20 protein-coding genes are annotated in these 23,425 nt (G+C 66.8%); 8 read left to right on the top strand and 12 right to left on the bottom strand.

Annotated elements, in window-relative coordinates; genetic code table 11:
* Positions 1–80 precede the first annotated feature (80 nt).
* From merA to merB (ACH34T_RS39580), 4 genes are all read left to right on the top strand, one after another.
* On the top strand, positions 81–1,547 hold the full coding sequence (merA, locus tag ACH34T_RS39595; RefSeq protein WP_396026139.1) for a mercury(II) reductase: 1,467 nt from the start codon (positions 81–83) through the stop codon (positions 1,545–1,547).
* Positions 1,532–2,011 carry a MerR family transcriptional regulator gene (locus ACH34T_RS39590; RefSeq protein ID WP_396026138.1) on the top strand — a complete coding sequence of 160 codons (480 nt, stop codon included), beginning with the start codon at positions 1,532–1,534 and terminating at the stop codon, positions 2,009–2,011. The genes merA and ACH34T_RS39590 overlap by 16 nt, the downstream gene beginning before the upstream one ends.
* 115 nt (positions 2,012–2,126) lie before the next feature.
* A complete protein-coding gene (merB, locus tag ACH34T_RS39585) occupies positions 2,127–2,843 on the top strand; it encodes an organomercurial lyase (protein ID WP_396026137.1) in 717 nt (238 codons plus the stop codon).
* 142 nt (positions 2,844–2,985) lie between these two features.
* Positions 2,986–3,633: an organomercurial lyase MerB gene (merB, locus tag ACH34T_RS39580; protein WP_396026136.1), complete on the top strand. Its 648-nt coding sequence runs from the start codon at positions 2,986–2,988 to the stop codon at positions 3,631–3,633.
* An 18-nt stretch (positions 3,634–3,651) separates the two neighbouring features.
* On the opposite strand, the gene ACH34T_RS39575 is transcribed toward merB (ACH34T_RS39580), so the two are convergent.
* The 7 genes from ACH34T_RS39575 to ACH34T_RS39545 form a co-directional block, all read right to left on the bottom strand.
* Entirely contained in the window at positions 3,652–4,380 is a 729-nt protein-coding gene (locus ACH34T_RS39575; RefSeq protein WP_396026135.1) for a methyltransferase domain-containing protein, read from the bottom strand.
* On the bottom strand, positions 4,338–5,603 hold the full coding sequence (locus tag ACH34T_RS39570; RefSeq protein WP_396026134.1) for an MFS transporter: 1,266 nt from the start codon (positions 5,601–5,603) through the stop codon (positions 4,338–4,340). Before ACH34T_RS39570 ends, ACH34T_RS39575 begins: the two co-directional genes overlap by 43 nt.
* The gene (locus tag ACH34T_RS39565; RefSeq protein WP_396026133.1) at positions 5,600–6,916 is read right to left on the bottom strand and encodes a condensation domain-containing protein; all 1,317 of its coding nucleotides are present in this window, start codon (positions 6,914–6,916) and stop codon (positions 5,600–5,602) included. Before ACH34T_RS39565 ends, ACH34T_RS39570 begins: the two co-directional genes overlap by 4 nt.
* A complete protein-coding gene (locus tag ACH34T_RS39560) occupies positions 6,913–8,715 on the bottom strand; it encodes an AMP-binding protein (protein ID WP_396026132.1) in 1,803 nt (600 codons plus the stop codon). The genes ACH34T_RS39565 and ACH34T_RS39560 overlap by 4 nt, the downstream gene beginning before the upstream one ends.
* Positions 8,712–12,083 carry an amino acid adenylation domain-containing protein gene (locus ACH34T_RS39555; RefSeq protein WP_396026131.1) on the bottom strand — a complete coding sequence of 1,124 codons (3,372 nt, stop codon included), beginning with the start codon at positions 12,081–12,083 and terminating at the stop codon, positions 8,712–8,714. Before ACH34T_RS39555 ends, ACH34T_RS39560 begins: the two co-directional genes overlap by 4 nt.
* A complete protein-coding gene (locus ACH34T_RS39550) occupies positions 12,080–12,856 on the bottom strand; it encodes a class I SAM-dependent methyltransferase (RefSeq protein WP_396026130.1) in 777 nt (258 codons plus the stop codon). The genes ACH34T_RS39555 and ACH34T_RS39550 overlap by 4 nt, the downstream gene beginning before the upstream one ends.
* A gap of 68 nt (positions 12,857–12,924) precedes the next feature.
* Positions 12,925–13,926: a pyridoxal-phosphate dependent enzyme gene (locus ACH34T_RS39545; protein ID WP_396026129.1), complete on the bottom strand. Its 1,002-nt coding sequence runs from the start codon at positions 13,924–13,926 to the stop codon at positions 12,925–12,927.
* A 587-nt stretch (positions 13,927–14,513) separates the two neighbouring features.
* Here ACH34T_RS39545 and ACH34T_RS39540 point away from each other — a divergent pair.
* The 3 genes from ACH34T_RS39540 to ACH34T_RS39530 all read left to right on the top strand — a co-directional run bounded on the left by ACH34T_RS39540 (position 14,514) and on the right by ACH34T_RS39530 (position 16,661).
* On the top strand, positions 14,514–15,380 hold the full coding sequence (locus tag ACH34T_RS39540; RefSeq protein ID WP_396026128.1) for a Clp protease N-terminal domain-containing protein: 867 nt from the start codon (positions 14,514–14,516) through the stop codon (positions 15,378–15,380).
* 114 nt (positions 15,381–15,494) lie between these two features.
* A complete protein-coding gene (locus ACH34T_RS39535; RefSeq protein ID WP_396026127.1) occupies positions 15,495–15,782 on the top strand; it encodes an MbtH family protein in 288 nt (95 codons plus the stop codon).
* A gap of 87 nt (positions 15,783–15,869) precedes the next feature.
* Positions 15,870–16,661 (top strand): alpha/beta hydrolase, encoded by a 792-nt coding sequence (locus ACH34T_RS39530; protein WP_396026126.1) that lies wholly within the window; start codon positions 15,870–15,872, stop codon positions 16,659–16,661.
* A gap of 30 nt (positions 16,662–16,691) precedes the next feature.
* Here the strand turns inward: ACH34T_RS39530 and ACH34T_RS39525 are convergent, their stop codons facing one another.
* The 4 genes from ACH34T_RS39525 to ACH34T_RS39510 form a co-directional block, all read right to left on the bottom strand.
* Entirely contained in the window at positions 16,692–17,693 is a 1,002-nt protein-coding gene (locus ACH34T_RS39525; protein ID WP_396026188.1) for a methyltransferase, read from the bottom strand.
* Positions 17,694–17,830: 137 nt separating this feature from the next.
* The gene (locus ACH34T_RS39520) at positions 17,831–18,550 is read right to left on the bottom strand and encodes a DUF169 domain-containing protein (protein ID WP_396026125.1); all 720 of its coding nucleotides are present in this window, start codon (positions 18,548–18,550) and stop codon (positions 17,831–17,833) included.
* A gap of 321 nt (positions 18,551–18,871) precedes the next feature.
* Positions 18,872–19,870, bottom strand: coding sequence for a guanitoxin biosynthesis L-enduracididine beta-hydroxylase GntD (gntD, locus tag ACH34T_RS39515; protein WP_396026124.1), 999 nt, complete (start codon positions 19,868–19,870; stop codon positions 18,872–18,874).
* Between the two features lie 43 nt (positions 19,871–19,913).
* Positions 19,914–20,927, bottom strand: a complete 1,014-nt coding sequence (locus tag ACH34T_RS39510) for a hypothetical protein (protein ID WP_396026123.1) — start codon at positions 20,925–20,927, stop codon at positions 19,914–19,916.
* A gap of 239 nt (positions 20,928–21,166) precedes the next feature.
* Between ACH34T_RS39510 and ACH34T_RS39505 the strand changes: the two genes are divergently transcribed.
* On the top strand, positions 21,167–22,759 hold the full coding sequence (locus ACH34T_RS39505) for an MBL fold metallo-hydrolase (RefSeq protein ID WP_396026122.1): 1,593 nt from the start codon (positions 21,167–21,169) through the stop codon (positions 22,757–22,759).
* A gap of 130 nt (positions 22,760–22,889) precedes the next feature.
* Here the strand turns inward: ACH34T_RS39505 and ACH34T_RS39500 are convergent, their stop codons facing one another.
* Complete coding sequence (locus ACH34T_RS39500; RefSeq protein WP_396026121.1) at positions 22,890–23,261, bottom strand: ArsR/SmtB family transcription factor; 372 nt, start codon at positions 23,259–23,261, stop codon at positions 22,890–22,892.
* Positions 23,262–23,425: the final 164 nt, after the last annotated feature.

The following is a 23,425-nucleotide window of genomic DNA, read 5'->3' as shown; positions in this document are numbered from 1 at the left end:
TGGCGGTCTGCTATTCGGCAAACCGGATAGGAGTGTGGTTCGGGGCCGGTAGATCCCGGATGCGTGGAAGGGGTTCGATCATGGGTGCTGCGGGGAGCGGTTACGACCTGGCGGTGATCGGGTCAGGTGGGGCGGCGTTCGCCGCGGCGATCGCGGCCCGTGGCAAGGGTGCCTCGGTGGTGATGGTCGAACGCGGCGCCGTCGGCGGCACGTGCGTGAATACCGGCTGCGTGCCGTCCAAGACGCTGCTGGCCGCCGCCCAAGCTCGGCTGGTCGCCTTGGCCCAGCCGTTTCCCGGGATCGCCACTGAGGCAGGTCCGGTGGACGCTCCCGCGTTGATGGGTGGCAAGACTGCCCTGGTGGAGGGCATGCGGGTTGGCAAGTACATCGATCTGGCCGCCGAGTACGGCTGGGAAATTGTGCACGGCACGGCCTCGTTCACCGGCGATCCCGGGAACCCGGCCTTGCGGGTGGCGTTGCACGACGGCGGCGCCGCGATGATCGAGGCCGCGCACTACCTGGTGGCGACCGGGTCGACGCCGTGGGCGCCGCCGTTGCCCGGTCTGGCGCAGGCCGGATATCTGACTTCGACCACGGCGATGGAGCTGGACCGGTTGCCCAGGTCGCTGATCGTGCTGGGCGGCAGCACGGTCGGGCTGGAGCAGGCTCAGCTGTTCGCCCGGCTGGGGGTGGAAGTCTGTGTGGTGGAGGCACGGGACCGGCTGGCGCCGTTCGCGGAGCCGGAGGTTTCCGTGGTCTTGGACGAGGTCTTCGCCGATGAGGGCATCGCCGTGCACACTGCTGCCACCGTCACCGCCGTAAGCCGAGGCCATTCCGCCGGCCCGTCCAACAGAGACGGACGCGGTGGGGGTTATGTGCTGTCGGTCGCTCAGGGTGACCGGGTGGTTGAGCTTCGCGCCGAGCAATTGCTGGTCGCGACCGGGCGCCGCCCGGTCACCAGCAGCCTGCGGCTGGACGAGGTCGGGGTGAAGACGGGGGATCTCGGCCAGATTATGACCGATGAGCAGCTGCGCACCACCAACCCGCGGGTCTGGGCGGCCGGGGATGTCACCGGGCATCCGCAGTTCGTCTATGTCGCAGCGGCGCAGGGTGCGCTGGTCGCCGACAACGCTTTGGACGATGCACGTCGCAGCCTGGACTACGCGGCGCTGCCACAGGTGATCTTCACCAGTCCGGCCATCGCGTCGGCCGGTCTCACCGAGGCCGAGGCTCTGGCGCAGGGCTATGCGTGCGACTGCCGGGTGCTGCCGTTGGAGCACGTGCCGCGCGCCCTGGTCGGCCGGGACACTCGCGGTGTGGTCAAGCTTGTCGCCGAGGTCGGCACCGGCCGTCTGTTGGGGGCGCACGTAGTGGCGGAGGGCGCGGGTGATGTGATCGCGGCTGCCGTGTACGCGCTTGCGGGGCGGATGACAGTGCAGCAGATCGCCGAACTCTGGTCGCCGTACCTGACCATGGCCGAAGCACTGAAGCTGACCGCCCAGAGCTACACCCGCGATGTGGCCAAGCTGTCGTGCTGCGCCACCTGATCGAATGGGGAGAAGGAGGAACGGCGGTGGACGCGAGCTCGGCACGGCCGATGACCGTCGGGGAGTTGTCCCGCCGGACCGGTGTGCCCGTCAAAACGCTGCGCGAGTACACCGATCTCGGGCTGATCTACAGCCTGGGCCGTAGCCCGGCGGGCTACCGGCTGTTCGACACCGACGCACTGTGGTGTGTGCGGTTCATCGGCGAACTGCGCGGCCTCGGCCTGACCGTGGCCGAGATCGTCCAGCTGGCCACCACGGCTGACGCCGCTGCGGGCGGCAACGGGGAGCCGATCGGATCGCACCTGGCCGAGCTGCTGCAACGGTCACGTCGGCGCCTGGAGCAACGCATCGCCGAGCAGCAACGAATGCTGCGTCGCATCGCTGAGTTCGAGGCCGCCCACCACACCGACCTGAACGAGAAGAACCTTTGCTGGGCCGGTGATCCCCGCTGCCCCGCAGTCTGACCTCGCACCCGCCAAGGCGCGGGGCCGGCCTTGACCCTCACCCCGGGGGCAGACCCTAGCGTCGCGGTGAACTGGCCGAACACAGCCTGTCCCCATCCAGCGAAGGGGGTCCACCATGACCGCCGCGTCCGCCCACCGGCCCACCGACACTGGCGCGTTCGAGGACAACTGGCGCACCATGTTCACCCGGCACCGCCACCTGTTCGACCTGATCCACGCCGTCATCGCGCTGACGGACGCCGGGGAGCACCGGGCGCCGCTGCCGCAGCTGGCGGCCGCGCTGCACCGCACCCCCGACGACACCCGGCGGCTGATCGACACAACCGCGCGCGGCGTGTCGACCTGGGGGCGCATCCGGCACGACGGCGAGCACGCCCACCTGGACATGGCCACCACCGCCACGCCGCGCTACCAGTACCGCATCGGGGCACGCACCATCGGGGTCAGCGGCTGCGCACCCGACACCTTCCTGGTCGCCCAAGCGCTGAACGAGCCGTTGCGCATCGAGTCCGCCTGCCCCATCACCGATACTCCGGTCACTGTGGAGTTCGCGCCCGGCGGACTGGTCAACGCCGACCCCACCGGCACGGTGGTCGCGTTGATCGATCCTGCGGCCACCCCCGGCACGATCCTGACCGCCAGCGAACAGCTCGACCCGGCCACCGTCGACCGTGACGCCTGCAGTCAGCAGCCGTTCTTCGCCGACGCCGACGCCGCCCAGCCATGGTGCGAGTCCCATCCCACCGGCCGCGTCCTCCCGGTCGCCGACCTGGACGCCTGGTGGCGCAGGCTGCGCGCCGAAACGACCGCCGTACCCACCACGACCACCTGAGGTACTCCCGGCTCGGCCAGGCGGCGCTTGGGGTCTCCGGGCTGAGTGGCCTGGGGCTACCGGCTCAGGGACGCCGCCGACTCCCGACCTTGCACGTCGTCCCTAACTGGACCACCCAGCCTGATCAGGGAGGAAATCGCTCATGAGCAATCAGACCGGTCCGGAACCGTTCCTGGACGGTGCCTTCCGCGCCGAGACTGACCGAGCGCTGAGCTGGCTCGGCCTGCCGCTGCTGCGATTGCTTGCCCGTGGAGGGCCAGTCAGCGTGGCCGAGTTGGCCGCCGTCACCGGCCGCCCGATCGACCACGTCCGGGCCGCTCTGGCCGGTCAGGGCGACATCGAGTACAACGACCAGGGCCAGATCGTCGGCAACGGCATCACGCTCAACCCCACCCCGCACCGCTTCATCGTCGACGGCACCCCGCTGTTCACCTGGTGCGCGCTGGACACCCTCGTCTTCCCAGCCTTGCTGGGCCGCCCCGCCACTGTCGAATCGATTTGCCACGCCACTGGAGCCTCGGTACGCCTGCAGGTAGAACCCGACCGCGTCACCGCCGTCGACCCCGCCGGCACCGTCGTATCTCTGCTCACCCCGGCCGACCGGGCCTCGATCCGGTCTTCGTTCTGCAACCAGGTGCACTTCTTCGCCAGCGCTCAAGTCGCCGCCCCGTGGCTACGCGACCACCCCGACGCAAGAGTTCTGCCGGTCGCCCAAGCCCAGCGCCATGCCCGGCCCCTGATCCAGAGCCTGCCCCTAGCCGGCGGCCCGGGCGACTGCTCTTGCTGCTAGCCCGGCGTTTTCTTTGACTCACGAAACCGGCCGTCCCGATGTGCCCGGTGGGAGAGCGGTGAATTCCAGCAGCTGGAATTCCACGGTCGTCGTGGCGGTGGAACGTTGCTCATGGGCGGAGGTATCGATCCGGTACCGCTGGCGGGCCGCGATTTCGTCGAGGCGCGTTCGGTTCCCCAGGTCGGAGAAGCCGAGGTAGAGGCGTCCGCCTGGCCGCAGGTGTCGGCTGGCTCCGGCCAGATAGCGCTCGTGGCTGTCGTATCCGGGGTCGAAGAAGGCGCGGGCGAGTTCTGACGGGTAGGCGGCGTCCGCCGGTGCCTCAACGAAGTTGGAGTTCCAGAAGATCAGGTCGAAGGCGTCGGTGTCGTCGAGCGCCTCGAACATGTCGCTGTGCAGGACTCGGACGCGGTCGGCCACGCCGTGCCGTTCGGCGTTGAGCCGGGTGTTGTCGACCGCGGCCGGGTTGACGTCCAGAGCGGTGACGGATCGGCATCCGGCCAGTGCGGCCGTGACGGCGGTCAGCCCGGCCCCGCAACCGACCTCCAGCATCGAGCCACCGGACGGATAGCGCAGCCACTGTGTGAACAGGCTGGTCGAGGTCGCGTAGACGGGCGCGTAGACCTCGGGAAGCAGATCCCAGTCCCGGTCGAGCATCGTGAAGACGCGAGGACGCTCGGCGGAGCGGTGCCGCTCGATCAGGCTGGTCAGTTCCGTCGCGTCGTCGTTGGGCGGTCCAGGCTTGTGCATGGCTTCCTCGGTGGAGGTTGATGGTGGCGCCGCTTCGCGACGATGGCGGGGGCGACGGCCGCGGCGGCGTGCACCGCGGCCAGCAGTATCCAGCCGGGTTCGCCGAGAGCGAGGACCACGCCGGTCATGAGCAGCGGTCCCGCGGCTCGGCCGGTCGCCCGGCCCAGGCCGAACGCGGCGAGATAGGTGGTGCGCTGGTCGGGCGGGGCGATCGCGAACGAGAGGGTCCACGCCGACCCGACCTGGAAGAGTTCGCCGATGGTGAGGGTGATGACGGCGGCTGCGAGGACGGCGACGGTGGCGGTGTCCGAGACCGCGGGGGCCGCCGCGAAACCCAGGCTCGCCGTGGCCAGACAGAGCCCGGCCCACACGTAGCCGTGCAGTGCCTGCCGCGGTGTACCGGCCCGGATGCTGATCGGATATTGCAGGATGATGCAGGTCATGGTCGCGGTGGCGTACAGGATGCCGACGAGGCTGACCGGGGCGTCGGTCCGGGTGATCAGCCAGAGGGGGAAGGCGATGTTGAGCATCGGCTGCCACAGGCACATCACGGAGTCGTAGGCGGTCAGCGCGAGCAGCCTGGTGTCGCGCAGCACCCTCCAGCGGGTCAGGGCGTCCCGAGGACGGGGTGTCGGTCGTCCGGGGAGCTTGCACAACAGGGCCGCGGCTGCGACGAAGGCCGCGGCGTCGGCGAGTAGCAGCACCTGGAAGACATGCTCTAGTCCGACGCCGAGGAGAATTCCGGCGGTCAGTCCGCCGATGCTCAGCCCGACGTTGATCACCGAGCGGTGCACGGCCAGGACCCGGGTGCGCCGGTCGCTGCCGGTCAGATCGCCGACCAGTGCCTGGATCAGTGCGGGGGCCGCCTGGTCGGTGACGGCGATCAGCACGCTGACCGCCAGGAAGCCCCACCATCCATGGACGAGCAAGAAGCAGGCGGTGGCGGCCGCCCGCATCAGGTTGATCAGGATCAGGACGTTGCGCGGCCCGTATCTGTCCGCCAGCCGTCCCACCGGCAGTACCGCCGCCATCGCCACCACCGCGGCGATGGTCAGCCCGGGACCGACCTGGCCCGGGGTCAGCCCGACGACCTTCACGAAGAACACGGTGGAGACGGCGAGGAACAGCCCGGTTCCCACCCACTCCACGAGCGCCGCGGCCAGAAGCCACGGCAGGAACGCGCGGACGCGTCCGAGCAGCGACGCGACCCAGTTCGTGATCAAGTGAGTGCTTTCGCGATCGGGTCTCCGGACCGTTCCGCCAGCGTCGCGACGTCGTCGAGGACGCCGTGGACGAGAGCCGCGCCTTCCGCCGGGCGGAACACGTCGGTGCGGAACTCGCCGCCCCACCACATGCGGCCGTCGGGTTCCTCCATGAGCAGCAGGTGCAGGGGCAGGGCGCTCGCGGCGATCCGGTAGCGCTGGAAACGAAAGGTGATCTCGTCCGGGCGCGGCTTCTCACTCGGCCCGGCCGATTCCGGCGGAACGTGCTGGACGGTGATCTGAGCACTGACGACGTTCCGATCCTCGGCCGCCTCCAGTAGTTCGAAGTAGGCCGGGCTGGAGTGTTCGATCAGGTCGAGCATTCGTGCCTGCACGGTGTGGACCACATCGATCGCCGAGTGCTCGGAGGCGACCGGAACGACCAGCGGAAGGCGGTTGGAGAACAGGCCAACGGTGTGCTCGTAGTCCGGGAGGCGCGGGCCCAGGTGCGAGACCAGCAGGACACGCCGCGCCACGCCGGTGCGGTGTCGCAGTGCCGCGGCGAGCAGCGCGACTGCGGCCACATAAGTCGATGCCCGCGCGGGCCGCGCGATGCGGCGCAGATCGGCACGGAACGACCGCGGCGCCGGGTGGTGCCGTTCGATGGTGTCCAAGGTGGTCGCGGGGCCGATGGCCGATCCGAGGAGTGGTGCGGGCGACACGTCATGGAGGGCCTCTACCCACCACCGCAGTTCGGATTGGTGCTGTGCCGTACTGCGGCGTTGCGCCTCCGCCTCCACATAAGCGGTGTACGGCGGGGAGCTGGGGACATCGGCGAGCCCGCCCGTCCGATAGGCGTGCCCGAGGTGGCGGACGGCCAGGCCCGCGCTCCAGCCGTCGGCGACCAGGTGATGAACGGTCAGCATGAGCAAATGCTCGGTGGGGGAGAGGCGGAGCAGGAGCGCCCGCACCGGCCAGTCGCGGCCCAGGTCCAGGTAGGTCGACGCCTCCCGTTCGCCGTACATGGCGATCAACTCGGCGGTGGTGGGCCCGTCGAGGCCGGTGAGGTCGATGAGCGGGAGCGGCGGTGACGAGGGCGGTTCCCTGAGTGTGGCGACCGGCGCGTCGGGCGGGCCGGTCACCCGCAGCCGCAGCTGATCGTGGTGCGTGATGACGGCCCGCAGCGCTCCTTGCAGCCGATCAAGGTCGAGCGGACCGTGGACGGTATAGGACGCGGAGATCTGCCTGCTCGGGATGCCCGGGTTCGCCGCCACTTCGAGCCAGGAGTACCGCTGCTTCGCCGACAGCGGGACCTGGATCTCCGCCGGGCTCACGTGGCGGCCCGCCGTTGCAGGGCCGTGGCGATGCCACCGAACGTCGGGTTCTCCAGGACCTCGCGCAGCGGCAGGTTGACGCCGGTGGCCTTCTCCAGCCGGCCGATCAGCCGCACGACCAGTACCGAGTGCCCACCGGCATCGAGGAAATCCTCCTCGGCCTCGGCGGGGCCCCGTCCGAGCAACTCCTCCCAGCACATCGCGAGCGCGCTCTGCAACGGCCCCCGGGGCGTCAGCGTCCGCACCGCGACCGGCCGTTCGGCGTCCACGGCGAGATCGGCCAGCCGCGTGCGATCGAGCTTCCCGGCGCTGTTGGCCGGCAGCGCGGCGACCCGATGGACACGCGAGGGGACCATGTAGTCGGGGAGCCGCTCGCGCAGATACGCGCGTAACGCCGCGATCTCGAGATCCTTCGTCCCGGTCACGCAGGCGATGAGGACGGTGTCGCCGGCCCGCGGTGCGGCGTGGACACCTGCTGCCGTGACGTTCGGGGCCTCGGCGATGGCCGCCTCGACGTCTTCGAGCACGACCCGGTAGCCGCGCACCTTGACCTGGTTGTCGAGCCGTCCGATGATCTCGAGCTGACGGTCGGCGTTCCATCGGCCGACGTCTCCGGTGCGATGCAGGACTGAGCCGTCCGGCATACGGACGAACCGCTCGGCACCGTCGGGGGCGTCGCCAAGGTAGCCGAGGGCCAGCGGGGGACCGGCGACACAGACCTCGCCCCGCACGCCGATCGGTACCGGCCGCAGATGCCGGTCCCGCACGCTCAGCTCGGCTCCCGCGACCGGCCTGCCGACCGGGACGGTCACCGCGTCCTCGGCCAGCCGCGCCGTATCGAAGGCGGCGGTGTTGGAGGCGGTCTCCGTCGCTCCGTAGAGGTTGAGGAGGGTGGCGCCGGGCAGTCGGCGTCGGAACCGGTGGACGAGGTCCACGGGCAGGGTGTCGGCGCCGCTGGTCACCAGTGCGATGTCCGGCGCGGCGGACATGCGGCGGTCGAGCTCGTCGAGCAGGCCGGTGATGAGCTGGGGGGTGAGGTAGAGGTGGGTGACCCGCCGGTCCAGCACGGCGTCGGTCAGCAGCACCGGGTCGAGCAGCTCGTCGCGGCGCAGTGAGACGGAACGTATCCCCTGAAGAAGGCCGCCCAGCATCTCCCAGGGGGAGGCGACCAGCCCGTAGGACTTGTGGATCAGGACCGCGGCGCCGGCGGGGAAGGGGTGGTCCGTCCACATCCAGCGCAGCCGGTTGAGGACGGCGGCGTAACCGATTCGTACCGCCTTGGGGGAACCGGTCGTTCCCGACGTGCTGACCACATGGAAGACCCGCGACCCGTCATCGTCTGGGGGCGGTGCTTCGGGCCTGGCCGCCTCGCCGGGACCGGCCTCGTCGGCCCAGACCGTCGGCAGATGGTGGGTGGGCAGACGGTCAAGATGGTCCTGAACGATGAGCGCGACGGGCGCGGCGGCCGAGATCAGGGCACGCTGTCTGCGCCGGGGCAGGTCGGGATCGAGCGCAAGGTAACCGGCCCCGGCTTTGATGAGGCCCAGCACGGCGGCGATCGCCACCGGACCGCGCTCCACCGCGAGGCCGACCAGGTGGCCCGGTCGCACGCCGACCGCCTGCAGATCGGCCGCGATCGTGTCGCTCCAGTCGTCCAGCTCGCCGCGGGTCAGCACCTTGCCGGCATGCTGGACCGCGACGGCGCGCGGGTCGGCCCGCACCTGTCGCGCGAAGAGTTCTGCGAGGACCGCGCGGGGGTGGACGTCGTCGAGAAGGCCAGGGTCGTCGAGATCGGTCATTTCTGCTCCCGGTGAGTGACCTCGGTCAGCGCTACGCGATGCGCCGCCGGCAGGAGATCGACCGTGCTGATCGATAAGGCCCCATCGGCGGTCATCGCCTCTATGGCGGCGAGCACGCTGTCGAGGAGTGCCTCGGCGAGCTCGTCGGTGAGTAAGTCCAGCTGGTAGGCGAGCTGGAGCAGATAGGCATCCGGCCCGTGCTGCTGCACATAGAGCGTGCAGTCGTACTTGGTGAACCCCGTGTCCAGTTCGGTGAAGGACCAATGCGCGCCGTCCACGTCGATGGCTCCGGCCGGGTAGGTCAGCATGTTCAGCATCGTCTGGAATACGGGAGTCCGGCCGCTTCTCCGCGTGGGATGTGAGTTCTGCAGCATCCAGCCGAAGGGGTAGCCGGCCGTTGAGTAGGCGTCGGCGACCTTGTTCCGCACGTGTCTCAGGTGCTCGGCGACGGGCCTGCCGGGGGGCATTTCGATTCGCAATGGCAGCATGTTCAGCGCGAACGTCGGCACGTCGATCCGGTCCGGGCCGTCGCGGTTGGCGATCGGAGCGCCGACGATGATGTCGTCGGTGTCCGCGTAGTAGCCGAGGGCCAACGCGTATCCGGCGAGCACCACCATGAACGGCGTGCAGCCGGTGGCCCGGCACGTCCTGCGGAGGCCGGCGTACCGGTCGCCGGATAAGGCGCGTTCGACGATCCGGCCCCGGTAGCTGGGCGACGGGCGGCGGGGCCCGGGGGACGGGAGATCGAGGACCGGAAGCTCTCCTCCGAGCTCCTGGCGCCAGTGGTCGCGGGCGCGGACCATCTCGGGGCCGCGCAGCTCGTCCGTCCGGCGGTCGAGGAACCGCTCGTACCTTCGACGCCGATGTGTATCGGGCGCGGGCGCATCGTCGCGGTACAACACGCCCATGCGCTGGAACAGGATCGTGGCGCCCCATCCGTCCAGGAGCACCTCGTGCATGGTCACGAGGAGCCGGTGGTCGTCGGGCGCGAGTCGGAAGCCACGTACCCGCAGAATGGGCTCTCGGTCCAGGCGGAACGGTCGTGCGGCCTCGGCCGCCGCGTCCGCGCGGAAGGCCTGCTCCGGCGCCGGCATATCCTCCAGGTCGGCTGGATCACCGAGAGGGATCGTCCAGTGCGGGAAACTCTGGACCGGCTCACCGTCGTCTTCGGCGATCCGCGCCGTGAGGTTCGGGTTCTCGGCGAGCAGCGTCGACCACGCTCGGGCCAGCCGTTCCCACTCGACCGGCCCGTCGATGCGCAGCACGCCCTGATAGCTGTAGTACGGGTTGTCCGGTTCCAGCCGCCAGTGGAAGTAGACGCCCTCCTGCTCGGGGGTGAGCCGGCGCGTGCGGACGGCGCGTGGCGTCGTCGCGGCGCCCGGACGTTCCGCACCCACGTGATCTTCCCGCTCATCGATGGGCCGCAACGACCGGGCGAGCTCGGGGATTCCACCGGCCAGGAGAATGTCCCTGACCCCGACGTGGTAGCCCGCGTCCCGCAGCCCGCTCGCCAACCTCATTGCCTGCAGCGAGTCGCCGCCCGCCTCGACGAACGACCCGGCCGCGTCGAGCGCGTCCGGCCGGGAAAGCCCCAGCACCTCGGCCATCGTCGTCGCGACCAGCCGCTCACGGTCGTTCGCCGGTGTGCCGGGTGTCCCGCCGCGCTTCCTTCGAGGTCGTTCGGGTTGCGTTGCGGGCGACGGTAACGCGCTGTAGTCCACCTTGCCGTTCGGCGTGGTGGGAAGAGCGTCCAGCGCGACCCAGCGACGCGGCACCGCCGAATGCGGCAGGCGATCGCGCAAGAATCGGCTGATGCCTCCGGTGTCGGCGTGCGTGCCCACGTAGTAGCCGACGAGTTCGGGGGGGTCTGGGAGGGCAAGGCGCGTCTCCCGGGCGACGAGCACACCGGGGGATCTCTTCGCCGCGAGGGCGACCGCGCAGGTCTCGATGTCGGGGTGCTCGCGGAGCACCGCTTCGACCTCGCCGAGTTCGATGCGGACCCCGGCCACCTTGACCTGCCGGTCGACACGGCCGAGGTACTCCAGGACGCCCTCGTCGTCCAGCCGTACCGAATCGCCGGTGCGGTAGATCCGGCCGGTGGGCGAGAGGGCGTCGAACGGGTCGCCGAGGAAGGCCGCACCGGTGCGTTCGTCGTCGGCGAGGTAGCCGCGGCCGACGCCGTGACCGCCGACGAACAGCTCGCCCGGCTCGCCGGGGGCGCAGGCCGTCCATCCGTCCTCGCCGGGGCTCAGCACGTAGAGTGCGGTGTTGCCGATGGGACGCCCGATCGGCAGATGCCGCCGATTCACGTCACCGTCCCGTACGACGTGGTGGGTGACGTCGTCGGAGCACTCGGCCGGACCGTACGCGTTGAGCAATTTCGCGTGCGGAAGAGCGTCCATGCAGCGCCCGGCGAGCTTCGGTGGCAGTTCCTCGCCGGTGGCCAGCACCCATCGAAGAGCGGGTAGCGGATCGTCGGCGGCGGACCGGCCGAGCTCGTCGAGGACGAACCCGATCACTGTGGGCACCAGTTCCACGACGGTCGTCTGGAGCTCGGCGAGTTCCATGACCAGCCGTGCGGGGTCGTCGGCGTCGCGGAACACATGCACGGTCCCGGCGACCAGGAGCGGCGCCAGCATCTGCCAGATCGAGATGTCGAAGACCAGGGGCGCTGTCAGCGCCACGGAATCGCGGTGGGTGAGCCCCAGGTCGTCCACTTTGGCCCACAGATGGTTGAGTAAGCCACGCTGCTCGACTAATGCGCCTTTGGGTACGCCGGTGGATCCCGAGGTGAAAACGAGATAGCAAATCCGATCCGGCGACGAGGACGCTTGGGCGTCCAATGCGGCGGGAGAAATGCGCTCGGAGTCTCCGTCATCGGCGACGACTGGCACGCCCGCCCGCCGCGCGGCGCCGGACACGGCGTTGGCGGAGCCCGGTCTCCCCCCGAGCGACAGGACGGCGACGGCGCCGCTACGCGCCAGCAACTCGGTCGTACGCCGTTCCGGCCATCGCTCGTCCAGCGGCAGATAGATCGCCTGGCAGCGTTCGATCGCGAGGTAGGCCACGACGAGGTCGGCGGATCGTGGCCCGCAGACGGCGACGACGTCACCGGGCCGGCACCCTGACCGGATGAGCAGGGCGGCGGTCGTCCGCACGCGCCGATGCAATGCGGCGTAGCTCAGTCGCACGTCGCCGTCGACCACCGCGGTCCTGGTCCCGGCCGTTTCGGCATGCTGCCGGACGATCTCCGAGACAGGACGCGTCGGGCGTGCCTTCGTCGCCGTGGTCAGCGACATCCGCCGAGCTCGCTCCAGCTGTGGCCGGCTGATCGGCAGGGTGCCGTAAGCGCCGGAGGGCGCGATCACCGCGCCCTCCGCCTGCGCCCGATCACCAGCAGGTACTCGACCGGAACCCCGGTTCCGCGGTGGTCCGTCGTCACGAACTCCGCGCTCATCTCAACGAGTTCGTTGCGCAGTTCCGACCATCTGCTTCGCGGTGACACGGAGCGGCGTGCGGCGATGAGCGGGCCGAAGCACGATTCGAAGAACCCGATCAGTTCCTTACCGGTCGAGAACGGATACCAGAGCTCATGGCGCTCGGTCGTAAGGACGAAGGCATCTCCCAGAAGCCGTTGGAGATACCTCTCGTCGCCCCACCGCATCGGCTGCCCGGCGAACTCCGGCGGCGCCGGGAAGTAGTCCGAGATCACTTCGTGGAAGTGTGCGGTCCAGCTTCTCGGTGTCCAATTGCACATGCCCAGTACACCCTCAGGCTTGCAGACTCGGGCGACCTCCGCGGCGGCCCTACGGTGCCGTGGTGCGAACTGGATGCCGTACGCGGAGGTGACCGTGTCGAAGGACCGGTCGGGGAACGGGAGCCGCTCGACGTTCCCTTCCAAGAACCGGATTGTCGAGCCCTGCTCGGTGGCTCTGCGGCGGGCGTCAGGGAAGAATTCGGCGGTGAGGTCCAGGCCCGTGACCGAGGCGCCCAGTCCGGCCGTCAGCACAGCGACGTTACCGTTGCCGGTGGCGATGTCGAGGTGCGCCGCTCCGGACTGGTCGCCGAGCTGGTCCACTAGCCGGACCGCACCAGGCCACAGCAGTTCGGCGACCTTGGCATAGTCGCCGTACGACCACATGGTTTTGTTTATCTCGGTAAGATCGGCGATCCGTGGATCAGCGCGATGGAGATCTTCCGCAGTCAACGTCACGTCTCCAGGAGAAATTTGAGGCCTTCAGAGCGGAGCCGATCGTGTACATTCCGAACGTCCTCGAGGATTCCCTGCTCCTCCAGCCAATTATCCGAGTAGAATGTTTCCAGGTATCTGATGCCACCGTCCGGACACAGGCAAATCGGGAACCGCAGATCATGTGCACGCATCTCCGTCAGCATCGCACTGATCACACTGCCGCTCGAGCCGCCGAGTCGCATCCCCAGATCCTCATCGATGATCCGGCAAATCGCGAAGGACTCCACTGCTCCGACCGCGATCACACGGTCATAGGGCCTCCCGGTCAGGAATTCCGACCGGCGGCTTGAGCCGATACCCGGCACCAGCCGCCGCCCGGGACGCCAGGTGACCGCCAGTGAGCCGCGCACATCCACCGCTACGATCTTCACATCGGGACGGTACCGACGGAGATAGGCGGAAACGCCGGCAAGCGTGCCGCCGGTCGAAACTGCAATGTAGGCGGTATTGCACGTAGGGCCACCCTGCCGAGAGATCTCCGGGCCAGTCGTGCGCGCATGAATATCGGGATTGGCCGGGTTACCGTATTGATTTGGCCATCGATAGGCCGGATTATCCGAACATAACCTTCGGACTTCACGGAGACGGCTCAGCAGGTAGCCCCCGTGCTCGTCTGGATCGTCCACCATGACAGACTCGGCGTCGAGTTCGGACAGCCGCCGCCGTGTGGCCTCCGGGGTCCGAGGGTCGACGACGGCGATGAAGTGGCAGTCGATCCGGCGCAATAGGGAGGCCAGCGCGAGGCCGAGGTTTCCGGATGTCGATTCGACGACGACACTGCCGGGAGTGAGCGGGCTCTCGCGTTCCATGGCGATGAACAGGCCGACGGCAGTACGATCCTTGATCGATCCGGTGGTGTTCTCACTTTCGAGCTTGAGCCCGAACGTCAGGGAGTGGCCCCGATAAAGTGCTTCAGCTCTGCGGATGGGTGTTGGAGCCAAAGTTTCCGTTGGCGTCAAAACTGCCCCACTTATTGACTCAGTACGACTTGAGACTGGCATGCGGGGTCACCATGCAAGGCTACATTGCGATGCTCTCAGACCGATCGCCCGACGGCAAGTATTGATCGCCATTATTACTGTCTGTCATTTTGTCGTTGCAAACCATCCTTGGAGGCGCAGTGGACCACTGGCGCCTACCGAGCCACATCATCACGTGACGCGAGAGCAACGGCAGGACGTGGAAGAGTCCCGCACTTACGCTCAGCTCTCGGAACGAGCCGGAGTCGGTAGCGGCGGACCTACATCCCAGTCTGCCTAGTATTCCGGCAAGCCCGGGTGGGAGGGTTGGGCTGGCTGGCCTTCTACAACACCTACCGTCGCCACTCGGGAGCCCAAGAAACTCATACAGCTTGGCCGCCAGCCGGTCGAGTTCGATATGCCTCGCGGACCGTTCGTGCGCACCGTAGTTGCACGCATCGACCCGTCTCGCCCTCGCAGCCCGGCTCGGCCCGGAGAACAGGACGGGAGGGTTCCACCAGGCTCTGAGCGTGGTTGGTCGACAGGTTGCTATTGTCGTTTGATTCGCGACAACCTACGGTTGTCTCATGAGTCGCGATGCAGAATTTTCTGATCTTGTCGCCTCGGTGCGATCACGGGCCGCAGACGGTGGTGGACTGGCGCGGCTGGAGGCCGCGATCAGTGTCAGCCGCGAGGTTGCCGACCTCGCGGACAGGGTGCTCGATCACTTCATTCGCGAGGCGCGTGCGGCGGACTTGTCGTGGGGCGTGATCGGCGAACGGCTGGGAGTCTCCAAGCAGGCCGCCCGTGCGAAGTTCCTGGAGCGGATCGGGCACATGCGCGTGGTGGGCGGCGAAGGGATGGAAATGGCGCCGAGGCTCGTGGCGTGTCTGGAACGAGCCGGTGAGGAGGCCCGCCTCGACGGCAGCGCAGAAATCGGCACTCATCACCTGCTGCTTGGCCTGATGGAGGAGGGGGTCGCCGCGGCCGTCCTAGAAAGTCTCAAGGTACGTGCGGATGACATCAGGAAGACGGCCGCATTGCTGTTCGGTCCGCAGGGGACCAGTGGAGAAGTCGCCCCGCCCTACTCCGGGCAGGCTCTCGCCGCACTGGATGGCGCGCAGCACATGGCTCACGACAACGGGACGGTCGCGGTGGCGCCTCCGCACCTGCTGTGCGTACTCGCCTCCGACTCAGGCGGCAAGGCTCGCCGGGTACTGAACGAATTGGGCGTCGCTCACACCGACATCAGGCGAGGCATCGACAAATACATCGTCGGAGGCGGCAGGAAGAGGCGCCGGCGCCAGGACACCGAACCCGTGTGCTCCTTCTGCCGCAAACCCCAGTCCGCCGTCGGCCGCCTTGTCGCAGGCCCGAAGGCGTACATCTGTGGCCCGTGCGCGCATGCCGTAGAGGACACGCTTTCAGAGCCTGCGGCAGCGGCGGCGGAGTGAGCGGTCGGTCTGGCCCCGCGGCCGGACAGAGACTCTTGCCTGGAGTGTGAACAGAAGGCAAGCTAGGGACATCTCAGGAGAACCTGTTGCAATTGGCAGCGGAGGAGAGGTTCCATGCGTACGACATCCTTCGACTTCGAGAACGAGGACGCCGTCTTCAAGGTGCTCGTCAACCATGAGGAGCAGTACTCCATATGGCCCGCTGACCTGCCGGTTCCAGGTGGGTGGGAGGAGACCGGTCAGCAGGGACCCAAGAGCGAATGCGACGACTACATCAATCGGGTCTGGACCGATATGCGTCCTAAGAGCCTCCGAGAGTGGATGGACGGACAGCGAGAAGAGGAGGAGGGTAAGACGGGAGCAACCGGTGACGCTCAGGAGGCCGCGGATTCAGCCAACTGAGTGCGGCGCAGGTGAGACTAGGCTCCGGCGGAACATGATCGCCGCCGTCGAGATGAGTCCGATCGTAAGCGCGTCGGGAAGTCGATGATGGCCTACGAGGCGGCGCTGGCCGGGCTGGCGGTGCCTTGTCACGGAGACACGATCCAGTACGGCGAGGCGTCCGATCAGTTTGGTCAGATCTGGCCCCCTGCCGGTGGCGGCCAGCATCCTCTGGCAATTCTCCTGCATGGTGGCTACTGGCGGGCGCACTACGGGCTGGACGTCATGAACGCCATGGCGGAAGATCTCGCCTGGTTCGGGTGTGCAGCATGGAATCTCGAGTATCGCCGGGTCGGAACACCCGGTGCCGGTTGGCCGGACACCTTTGAGGACGTCATCTCGGGGTTCGAGATGATCGTGGGCTTGGCGCCCATTTACCGGCTTGATCTCAAGCGTGTTGTGATCGTTGGGCACTCGGCGGGAGGGCAGCTCGCGCTGTGGCTTGCCGCTGAGCTTGCCAGACGTTCAGGGAGTGTCCGGCCCGTAGCCGTCGTGGCGCTCGCTCCCGTGGCCGACATGATCGAGGCGCATAGGCGACGCTTGTCGAATGATGCGCCCGCGGAATTGCTGGGTGCGTCTTACTCGGAGAGACCCGAACGCTATGTAGCGGCATCGCCGGCCGCGTTGGTTCCCTTGGGGGTCCGTCAGCTGATCTTTCATGGGACGGAGGACGACTCAGTCCCGCATGAGATGAGCGTCGGATACCAACAGGCAGCCGAAGCCGAAGGGGATGACTGCGAGCTCATCAGCTTGCCTGGAGTTGGACATTTCGAGCTGATCAATCCGCGGACTCGACCCTGGGGCGAAATCAGACATCGGATCATGAACGCTCTAGAATAGGATCTTGGTCACTCGGCGTCCCTTCCGGACTTACTTGATGCCTCGAATTATGCCAAGTGGTGTCCATGCCTGCTCCGGTCTGATTCGCTCGACCGTGGAGAAGCCGGCCTTATGCAGGCACTCTTCGATCTGACCCCATGAATACACCATCCCGCCGCCTCCCGGAATGGCGGCGAAGTATGCGCTGTCGAGAGCCGCATAGAGTGGTCCATCACCTGAATCCGAGGCCATGGAGTTGGTGACGATGACCTGCCCGCCCGCGGAGAGCGCGGCATGCGCCTTGCAGAAAAGCTCGATGTTCTTCTCCACTGGCCATATCTGCACCTGGTGTGCGAACAGCATGCAGTCGTGACCGGTCGGAAGTCCGACGAACATGTCTCCCGCCACCGCGCGGACGCGATCTTCCACGCCCGCGGCGATGATCTGCCGCTGGGCGCGCGGCACGACATCCGTCAGTTCCAGAACGGTCACGCGTAGATGAGGAAACGCGGAAGCCAGAGCGATCGCGTTGACTCCATCCCCGCCTCCGACATCGAGCATGCGGTGGACTCGGCTGAAATCGACCATCTCGATGAGATGGCGATTCACCATGTCCGACCAGGAGTGCATGTAGTGGAAGAAGACCTCGTTGAGTTCCTGGTTCTGGCTCAGGCGATGATAGAGAGTTGGGCCTTCGCCGGGTATTCGCCGCAGCCCTATGTTGCTGTTCTCCTTCAGGGAGGCGGAGAAGTCCTGTAGTCCTCCGTAGTTGATATGGGCCTCGAACTCGACCGCGGCTTCGAAGGCGGTCCACTGCCCTGTGGTCATCAGGGCGTTGATCACCGCCCCGTTCCGGTACGTGTCATCGGTACGTTCCACGAGTCGCAGGGAAGTGGTGCCGAAGAGGAGGATGGACGCCGGGCGCTCCGGTAGGCCGAGTTCTTCTCCGAGAGCCTGCCGATCGAGTCCCGGCCTGCGATGCAGGAGCCGGAACAGGCCCAACTCACAGCCGGCGTGCAAGTACTGGAAGGCGGCGTGGCCGAACAGCACCATGCTCAAGTGATCTTGATCAGGAATCACCGGAGTAGGTTCGGTCATGTGCCGTGCGCCCTTCCGAGAATGACCCTGCCGCGGCCGGGACGGCCGTCAACAGGCTCTGGGAATCGACCGTCACCGGGCGTCCACCCGATTCAGGATTCCGACGTGGCCGCCACTTTCTGCTGTTGCTCCTTGTAATAACCGATCATGTGCTGGTTCACCCGGTGGGTCTTCTCGACCGCCTCGGTGAACTCTTCCAGCGCCTGACCGGGGATGGCGAAGAGGAGCCTGTCGTCGCCGATCCCGGTGAACGTGCGCATTCCCGCGCAGCCGAGGGAGATCGTCGGGTGGCCCTGGTCCATCGCCAGGGGGAGGGCTGAGCATCCTGGCCGGCCGGTGACCGTGGGGGAGCCCGACAGCCAGCTGGCCGCGCCCAGGGCCTCATTGCAGATCATGGCCTGGCGGGAGGTCGCCCAGAGCAACACCAGGTCGGGACGTGCGACGCATTCCGACAGCGGCCCGTAGACGATCCCGGCGTGCTGGTCCGCGACCACCGGGATCTTCGGGGGTTCGTCCGGGGAGATGTAGTTCTGCTCGCACATACCCGTGACGACCTCGCCGAGGTTCTTCTGAACTTCCTCCGGCAAAGGGAAGCCCATGACCATCGAGCCGATCGGACAGTTGTAGTGGTGCTCGGCGGTGGCGAAGAACGTTCCTTTCTCGGCCTCCCGCCAGAAGGTACACGCCGAGGGAACCTCGCGAGAAGGCCCGGAGACCCCGTCGGGCGCTTCGGCGGCGAACGTGAGGGTGATCGGCGGTGTCGCAAGACCGAGGGTATCGGTGATGCGGCGGGAGGTCTCGGAGAAGATCATGGGTTCTCCTATCACGTGAGCCCTCGCAAGTCTCCAGGTAATGCTGCGATGACGGACTTGCGATGATTACTTGGGATACTTCAATGCCCCTGCGGAGCGTGTCCAGACTGGGGCCACATTGGGCAAATATCAATCGATCCACTTCCATGCCTGTGGAATCAGGCGTACACTTACGCCGCCTCTTGTAAACGCTCGCGTGAATTTGGTCGGCTTTCTTTGAGTGGGCAGATAAAAGCGCCCCGCCGTTCGTTTCGAGGTGGGGTATATGTGAGGTTTGTGTTGTTGTGGCTGAACTAAGCCATCGTCGGGGATGAAGTCCGTTCACCCGATGATGGGATCGGCGCTGCTCATGCGGGTGCCGCGTGACTTGCGCAGGTCTCGCGTGATGCAGGCGCGCTTCAGCCAGCGATCTCTTCCGTCGAACCGCGCAGTGAAGGGCTTGCGGCCGTGGACGACTCTGTAGTTGTCGAGGAAGCAGACGTCTCCGGGGCTGAGGGCCACCTCCTCCAGGCAGTCGTCCATCGCGGCGACGAGATTCCGCAGGGCGGATTCGGCTTCGACATCACCAGGTTCGGTGCGCATGAAGAACGGGTCGGCACGGATGTAGGGGGCGTCGTCGCCTCCGAAGAGAACCGCGACCCGCGGTGGGGCGGTGAGCAGCGACTCGATGCGCTCGAAGTCCGCGCTGGTGCCGACCGTGTTGTTCTTGGGGCGGTGGGATTCGTCGGGAAGGATCGTGAATCGCTCCTGGCGTAGGACCTCCTGAACGCCGTCTTCCAGGTCCAGCCGATCGATCGAGCCGATGAGCGTTTCGGCCCCATGGGGATTGCGTAGACAGGCCAAGATGACGTAGTCACTTCGGTAAGGATGAAACGCGTCTTCTGTGTGCCAGGTCAGCAATGTCTCGCTGCCCGTGCCCAGTTGAGACCCCTGATGCTCCTTGATCGGAAGTACGTCGTGGACGAGGCGTCCGTTCTGCTGGGTGGCCCACCCGAACGCGTCACCTAGGAGCGAGGCGTAGAGAATGAGTAGGACCTCATAGCGGAGGCTCGGCGATGGGTGGCCGATGGACGCCCAATGCCCGGGTGTGGGGCCGATAAGCGATTCGTCGATCGGATGTCCGCCGATGACGCACCAGCTCATGTCCTCGCGGTGTAGTCGTTGAAGGAACCGCCGGATTCGACGGGGCAGTTCGTGGGCCAGCAGCTGGACCTCGGCTAAGAGGTCGATATCGTCGACGCGATCATGGTCGTTGGTCAGGCGATCCACCAAGGCGTTCACTGTCTGCAGTTCGGCTTCCTCGAGCTCGAGCCGTTCCATGCGATCCCCTTGGCGGGCGGTGCCTCTGGCGCTGGACAACATATCACAGGATATCTTGTTGTATTAGTGTGCCCTCTTTGGAGCCGCCTGGTCCCTGGGGCTCCTCCGTCGGCGTCCTGGGGGCGGTGGCGTTGGCGGGGGAGTCAAGGAGCGCCGTGACCTGGTCTTGCGTGATGTCCTCGACCACGCCCTGGCTCACCAAGAAGTCGGACAGAGTCTCGGCGTCCCAGCTCTCTATGGGCAGGCCATGGTCGCGCGGACGGCCGGCGGCCACCACCATGGCCTCCTGTTCCTCCTCGGGGGTCAACCGAGCCGGTCGACCGCCGGAATAGCCGGGCTCGAAGGAGCTGAACCCATCGGCATTGAAATTGTGAATCGTCTCCCGCGTCCGGAGTTCACTTACGAGAAGCTTGTCGGCGATCGCTCTCGGGCTCCATCCGACCGCACTCCACAGCACCATCTTTGCGCGCTGCCATGTCACGGTGTGAAGGTCGGGGTCTTCCGTGAGTCGCCACATGGTGCGCAGATCGGCTTCAGAGACGTCGCGGAGCCGTGACTCGTCCTGCTTCGCATCGGACCGCAACCTGATCCGCCGGGCGATGTGGCGCGGCGCCGCGTGGGGGTGCGCCCGCCAAGCGCGCAGACCTTCGTTCCATTCAATGGTGGTCGGCGGTGAGCCGCGATCGAAACCCGAGAGGTCGACCCTCAGGATCGTTCGATAGGCCTCGGTAGGTAGCGTGTTGCAGAGGAGGATGCCCAGGTCGTACCGGTCGTCCTCAAGTTTGAGCGTGTGCTGCTTGCCCCATCTTCGCTCGTCGGATCGCAGTGCGAGCATCTGAACCGCCCACCGCTCGAACCTGGAATACTCGCCCGTCCCCTGGGAGAGGAACGCGTCGAGCAGAGACGAGAGATCGCTGTTGACCACAACGAGGAAGGCGGAGGTGGGAGGGGGACCGCCGTAGGAGTGGCCTTCGACCTCGGCGGTCATGTCCATGTCGTCGAATATCGCGCGGATCTGCTCGGACTCTTCGAGGGTCGGCCCGGTGTCCAGGAGCACTCGGACATGCAGTCGACCTGTGTTCACGTGGGCACGCTCCCTTCACAACGGATTCCGTTGCCGGCTCCTCGCCAGTTCAGAAGTATAAGATCCGGATAACCTGTTGAGTCGAGGTAGGGTCCGGCGTATCGTCTGAGAGGTGGCCGTGGCCGAGGCAGGCAAGGTGACGAACCCGCTGCTCCTCTAGGCGGACGGACGGCTTCCGAGGAGATTCCCTTCCTGTGTGAAGTGGGTAGCCGATGAGCAGTGACGACGAAGCCCTTTTCATCAAGCCGAATCTCATCATCGAGGGGCTGATCGACCAGTTCTACGCGTGGCTGTATCTCATTCCGCCCGCTCAGTCCGCGATGAATCTGCAGAACCTGCACCTGTCGATGTTGGATTCGTACGTCCAACAGCCGAAGGTGCACGCGGCCGCGGTGGCTAACCCTAAGATGCGAGGCGGATTCTTCATCGACCACGACAGTGAGCGTGTCGGTGAGATCAAAGCGCTGCGGGAGCGGCTGACCCGGGAGAACGCCGCTCTGCTCGAGCTGGCGGCGGGCATCAAGGAGACCGATGAACTGCTGCGCGCGCAGGCGACGGGATTCGATCTGACGGGCCTCTATCCGCAGCTTCCGGACGCCGTGCGAGGCTTCGTCGAGATCGTCTACGACCTGAACCACCAGCCCTCCATGCGGTTCCTCGAATCGCTGCTGTACCGGAGCCGGTTCTATCGCGAGGAACGACAGTCGATCGAACTGTCCCTGGACGAGGGACAGGCCCGGCCGTTCACGCTCAGCACCCCCCGCCTGCCGAAGCCGGGGCAACTGCAGTTGCCGCTGCCCCTCCGGCACTCCGGAATCGACCAACTCTTCCAGGCTCGGCTGAACCCCCAGCCCTTCGATCGGCTTCGGGAGGGGCTCGAAGTTTCCGACGACGGCCAGGCCGAGATCCTGCGTTCATTCCTGACCGAAGAACCCACTCTCCCGGCTGAGCGCGAGGTCACCTCGGGCGGGCGCATCCGGTACTTCGGCCACGCGTGTCTCGTTCTGCAGAGCCCGACGGTCTCGATCATTACTGATCCCTTCATCAGCGCCGATCACCAGGCGGGCGATCGCTACACCTATGTCGACCTTCCCGAGCGCCTCGACTACTGCCTGATCACGCACGGCCATCAGGATCACATCGTCCTGGAGAGCCTGCTCCAATTGCGCGGCCGCATCGGCCAGGTCGTGGTCCCGAAGAACGGGACCGGCAATCTTCAGGACCCCTCGATAGAACTCTGCCTGCGGCGGCTGGGATTCGACGTGCAGGTGGTGGACGACTTCGAGGAGATCCCGTTCGCGGGTGGGGCCATCGTGGCCTGCCCTTTCCTCGGGGAGCACAGCGACCTCGACATACGGGCCAAGAGCACCTTCTGGCTCAGGCTGGCGGATCGATCGATCTTCATCGACGCCGACTCCTCCGGCATCGAGCCCGAACTGTACGGACATATCCGTGAGACCGTTGGGCCGACTGACATCGCTTTCCTGGGGATGGAATGCGATGGCGCCCCGCTAACGTGGCTGTACAGCGCGCTGTTCACGCAGCCGGTGAGCCGGAAGATGAGCCTCACACGGAAGTTGTCCGGCTCTAACGCCGAACAGGCGCTGGGCATCGTCCGGCAGCTCGGCGTGAACGAGGCCTACGTCTATGCCATGGGAGAAGAGGACTGGCTGCAGCACGTCATGGCGACGAGCTACACGCCGGAGTCCTACCAGCTCAAGCAAGTCGCGGCCTTCCTGGAGGCGTGCGCGGAGCGCGGGGTCAAAGCCGAGCACCTGCTCGTGCAGAAAGAGCTTCGCTGGTAGGTCGATGCGATGTGACGGATGTGCACGGCGGCGTCCGTATCGTCGACGCGGCAGGAGCGTGACGTCCGACCGGGGCGACCTCCGGCACCGCACGGAGGGATGGCCGTTCGGGACGCCGGCGTGCGGCGCTCTAGAGCCAGTCAGGTCCCGTTCGCTGACTGGCGGCGAGGTGCTCCAGGTTGTCTCCCGCCATCCGGGTGGCCAGGTGGAGGAGGTCACGGATCCGGGGGTCGGAGATGGAATACAGGACCTGGCGGCCCTTGCGCTCGGTCTCGACGAAGCGGCACCAGCGGAGACAGGCGAGATGGTTGGACACCCTGCTCTGCGGCACGTCAAGCTCATTGATCAGCTCGGACACGGTGTGCGGTCGCGCGAGCAGGAGCTGGATGATGGCGATCCTCGTCGGGTCGCCGAGGGCCCGGAAGAAGCGTGCGTTCGCCGAGACGACCAGTTCCTCGTCGCCCGCGGTGCTCTCCGCGCCATCGTGCGTTGCAGTACCCACGCCCCCAATACTACGTAAGTCCCGCCGACACCATCGGAACCGGTATGCGACGGTGGCGCTGAGTCATTCGGCCATCACGCACACGGACCATCGGAAGGTCCCGATGGACACTCGCAACAGGCATTCCTGTTGTATGTGTTCCGTGGTCAGAGTAGCGTGATGAC

It is taken from the genome of Actinomadura sp. 9N215, assembly GCF_044326345.1.
Classification (GTDB): domain Bacteria; phylum Actinomycetota; class Actinomycetes; order Streptosporangiales; family Streptosporangiaceae; genus Spirillospora.
This window is presented reverse-complemented; position numbering and strand designations above follow the sequence as displayed.

What these genes read in the sequence shown, in the direction of transcription:
- ACH34T_RS39575 (WP_396026135.1), bottom strand. Translation starts at nt 4,380, where the DNA reads ATGCACAAGCCTGGACCGCCCAACGACGACGCGACGGAACTGACCAGC.
- ACH34T_RS39560 (WP_396026132.1), bottom strand. Translation starts at nt 8,715, where the DNA reads ATGACCGATCTCGACGACCCTGGCCTTCTCGACGACGTCCACCCCCGC.
- ACH34T_RS39520 (WP_396026125.1), bottom strand. Translation starts at nt 18,550, where the DNA reads ATGATCTTCTCCGAGACCTCCCGCCGCATCACCGATACCCTCGGTCTT.
- ACH34T_RS39540 (WP_396026128.1), top strand. Translation starts at nt 14,514, where the DNA reads ATGAGTCGCGATGCAGAATTTTCTGATCTTGTCGCCTCGGTGCGATCA.
- ACH34T_RS39535 (WP_396026127.1), top strand. Translation starts at nt 15,495, where the DNA reads ATGCGTACGACATCCTTCGACTTCGAGAACGAGGACGCCGTCTTCAAG.
- ACH34T_RS39525 (WP_396026188.1), bottom strand. Translation starts at nt 17,693, where the DNA reads ATGGTGCTGTTCGGCCACGCCGCCTTCCAGTACTTGCACGCCGGCTGT.
- merB (WP_396026137.1), top strand. Translation starts at nt 2,127, where the DNA reads ATGACCGCCGCGTCCGCCCACCGGCCCACCGACACTGGCGCGTTCGAG.
- ACH34T_RS39550 (WP_396026130.1), bottom strand. Translation starts at nt 12,856, where the DNA reads ATGTGGTCGTACGGCGACTATGCCAAGGTCGCCGAACTGCTGTGGCCT.
- ACH34T_RS39505 (WP_396026122.1), top strand. Translation starts at nt 21,167, where the DNA reads ATGAGCAGTGACGACGAAGCCCTTTTCATCAAGCCGAATCTCATCATC.
- ACH34T_RS39530 (WP_396026126.1), top strand. Translation starts at nt 15,870, where the DNA reads ATGGCCTACGAGGCGGCGCTGGCCGGGCTGGCGGTGCCTTGTCACGGA.
- merB (WP_396026136.1), top strand. Translation starts at nt 2,986, where the DNA reads ATGAGCAATCAGACCGGTCCGGAACCGTTCCTGGACGGTGCCTTCCGC.
- merA (WP_396026139.1), top strand. Translation starts at nt 81, where the DNA reads ATGGGTGCTGCGGGGAGCGGTTACGACCTGGCGGTGATCGGGTCAGGT.
- gntD (WP_396026124.1), bottom strand. Translation starts at nt 19,870, where the DNA reads ATGGAACGGCTCGAGCTCGAGGAAGCCGAACTGCAGACAGTGAACGCC.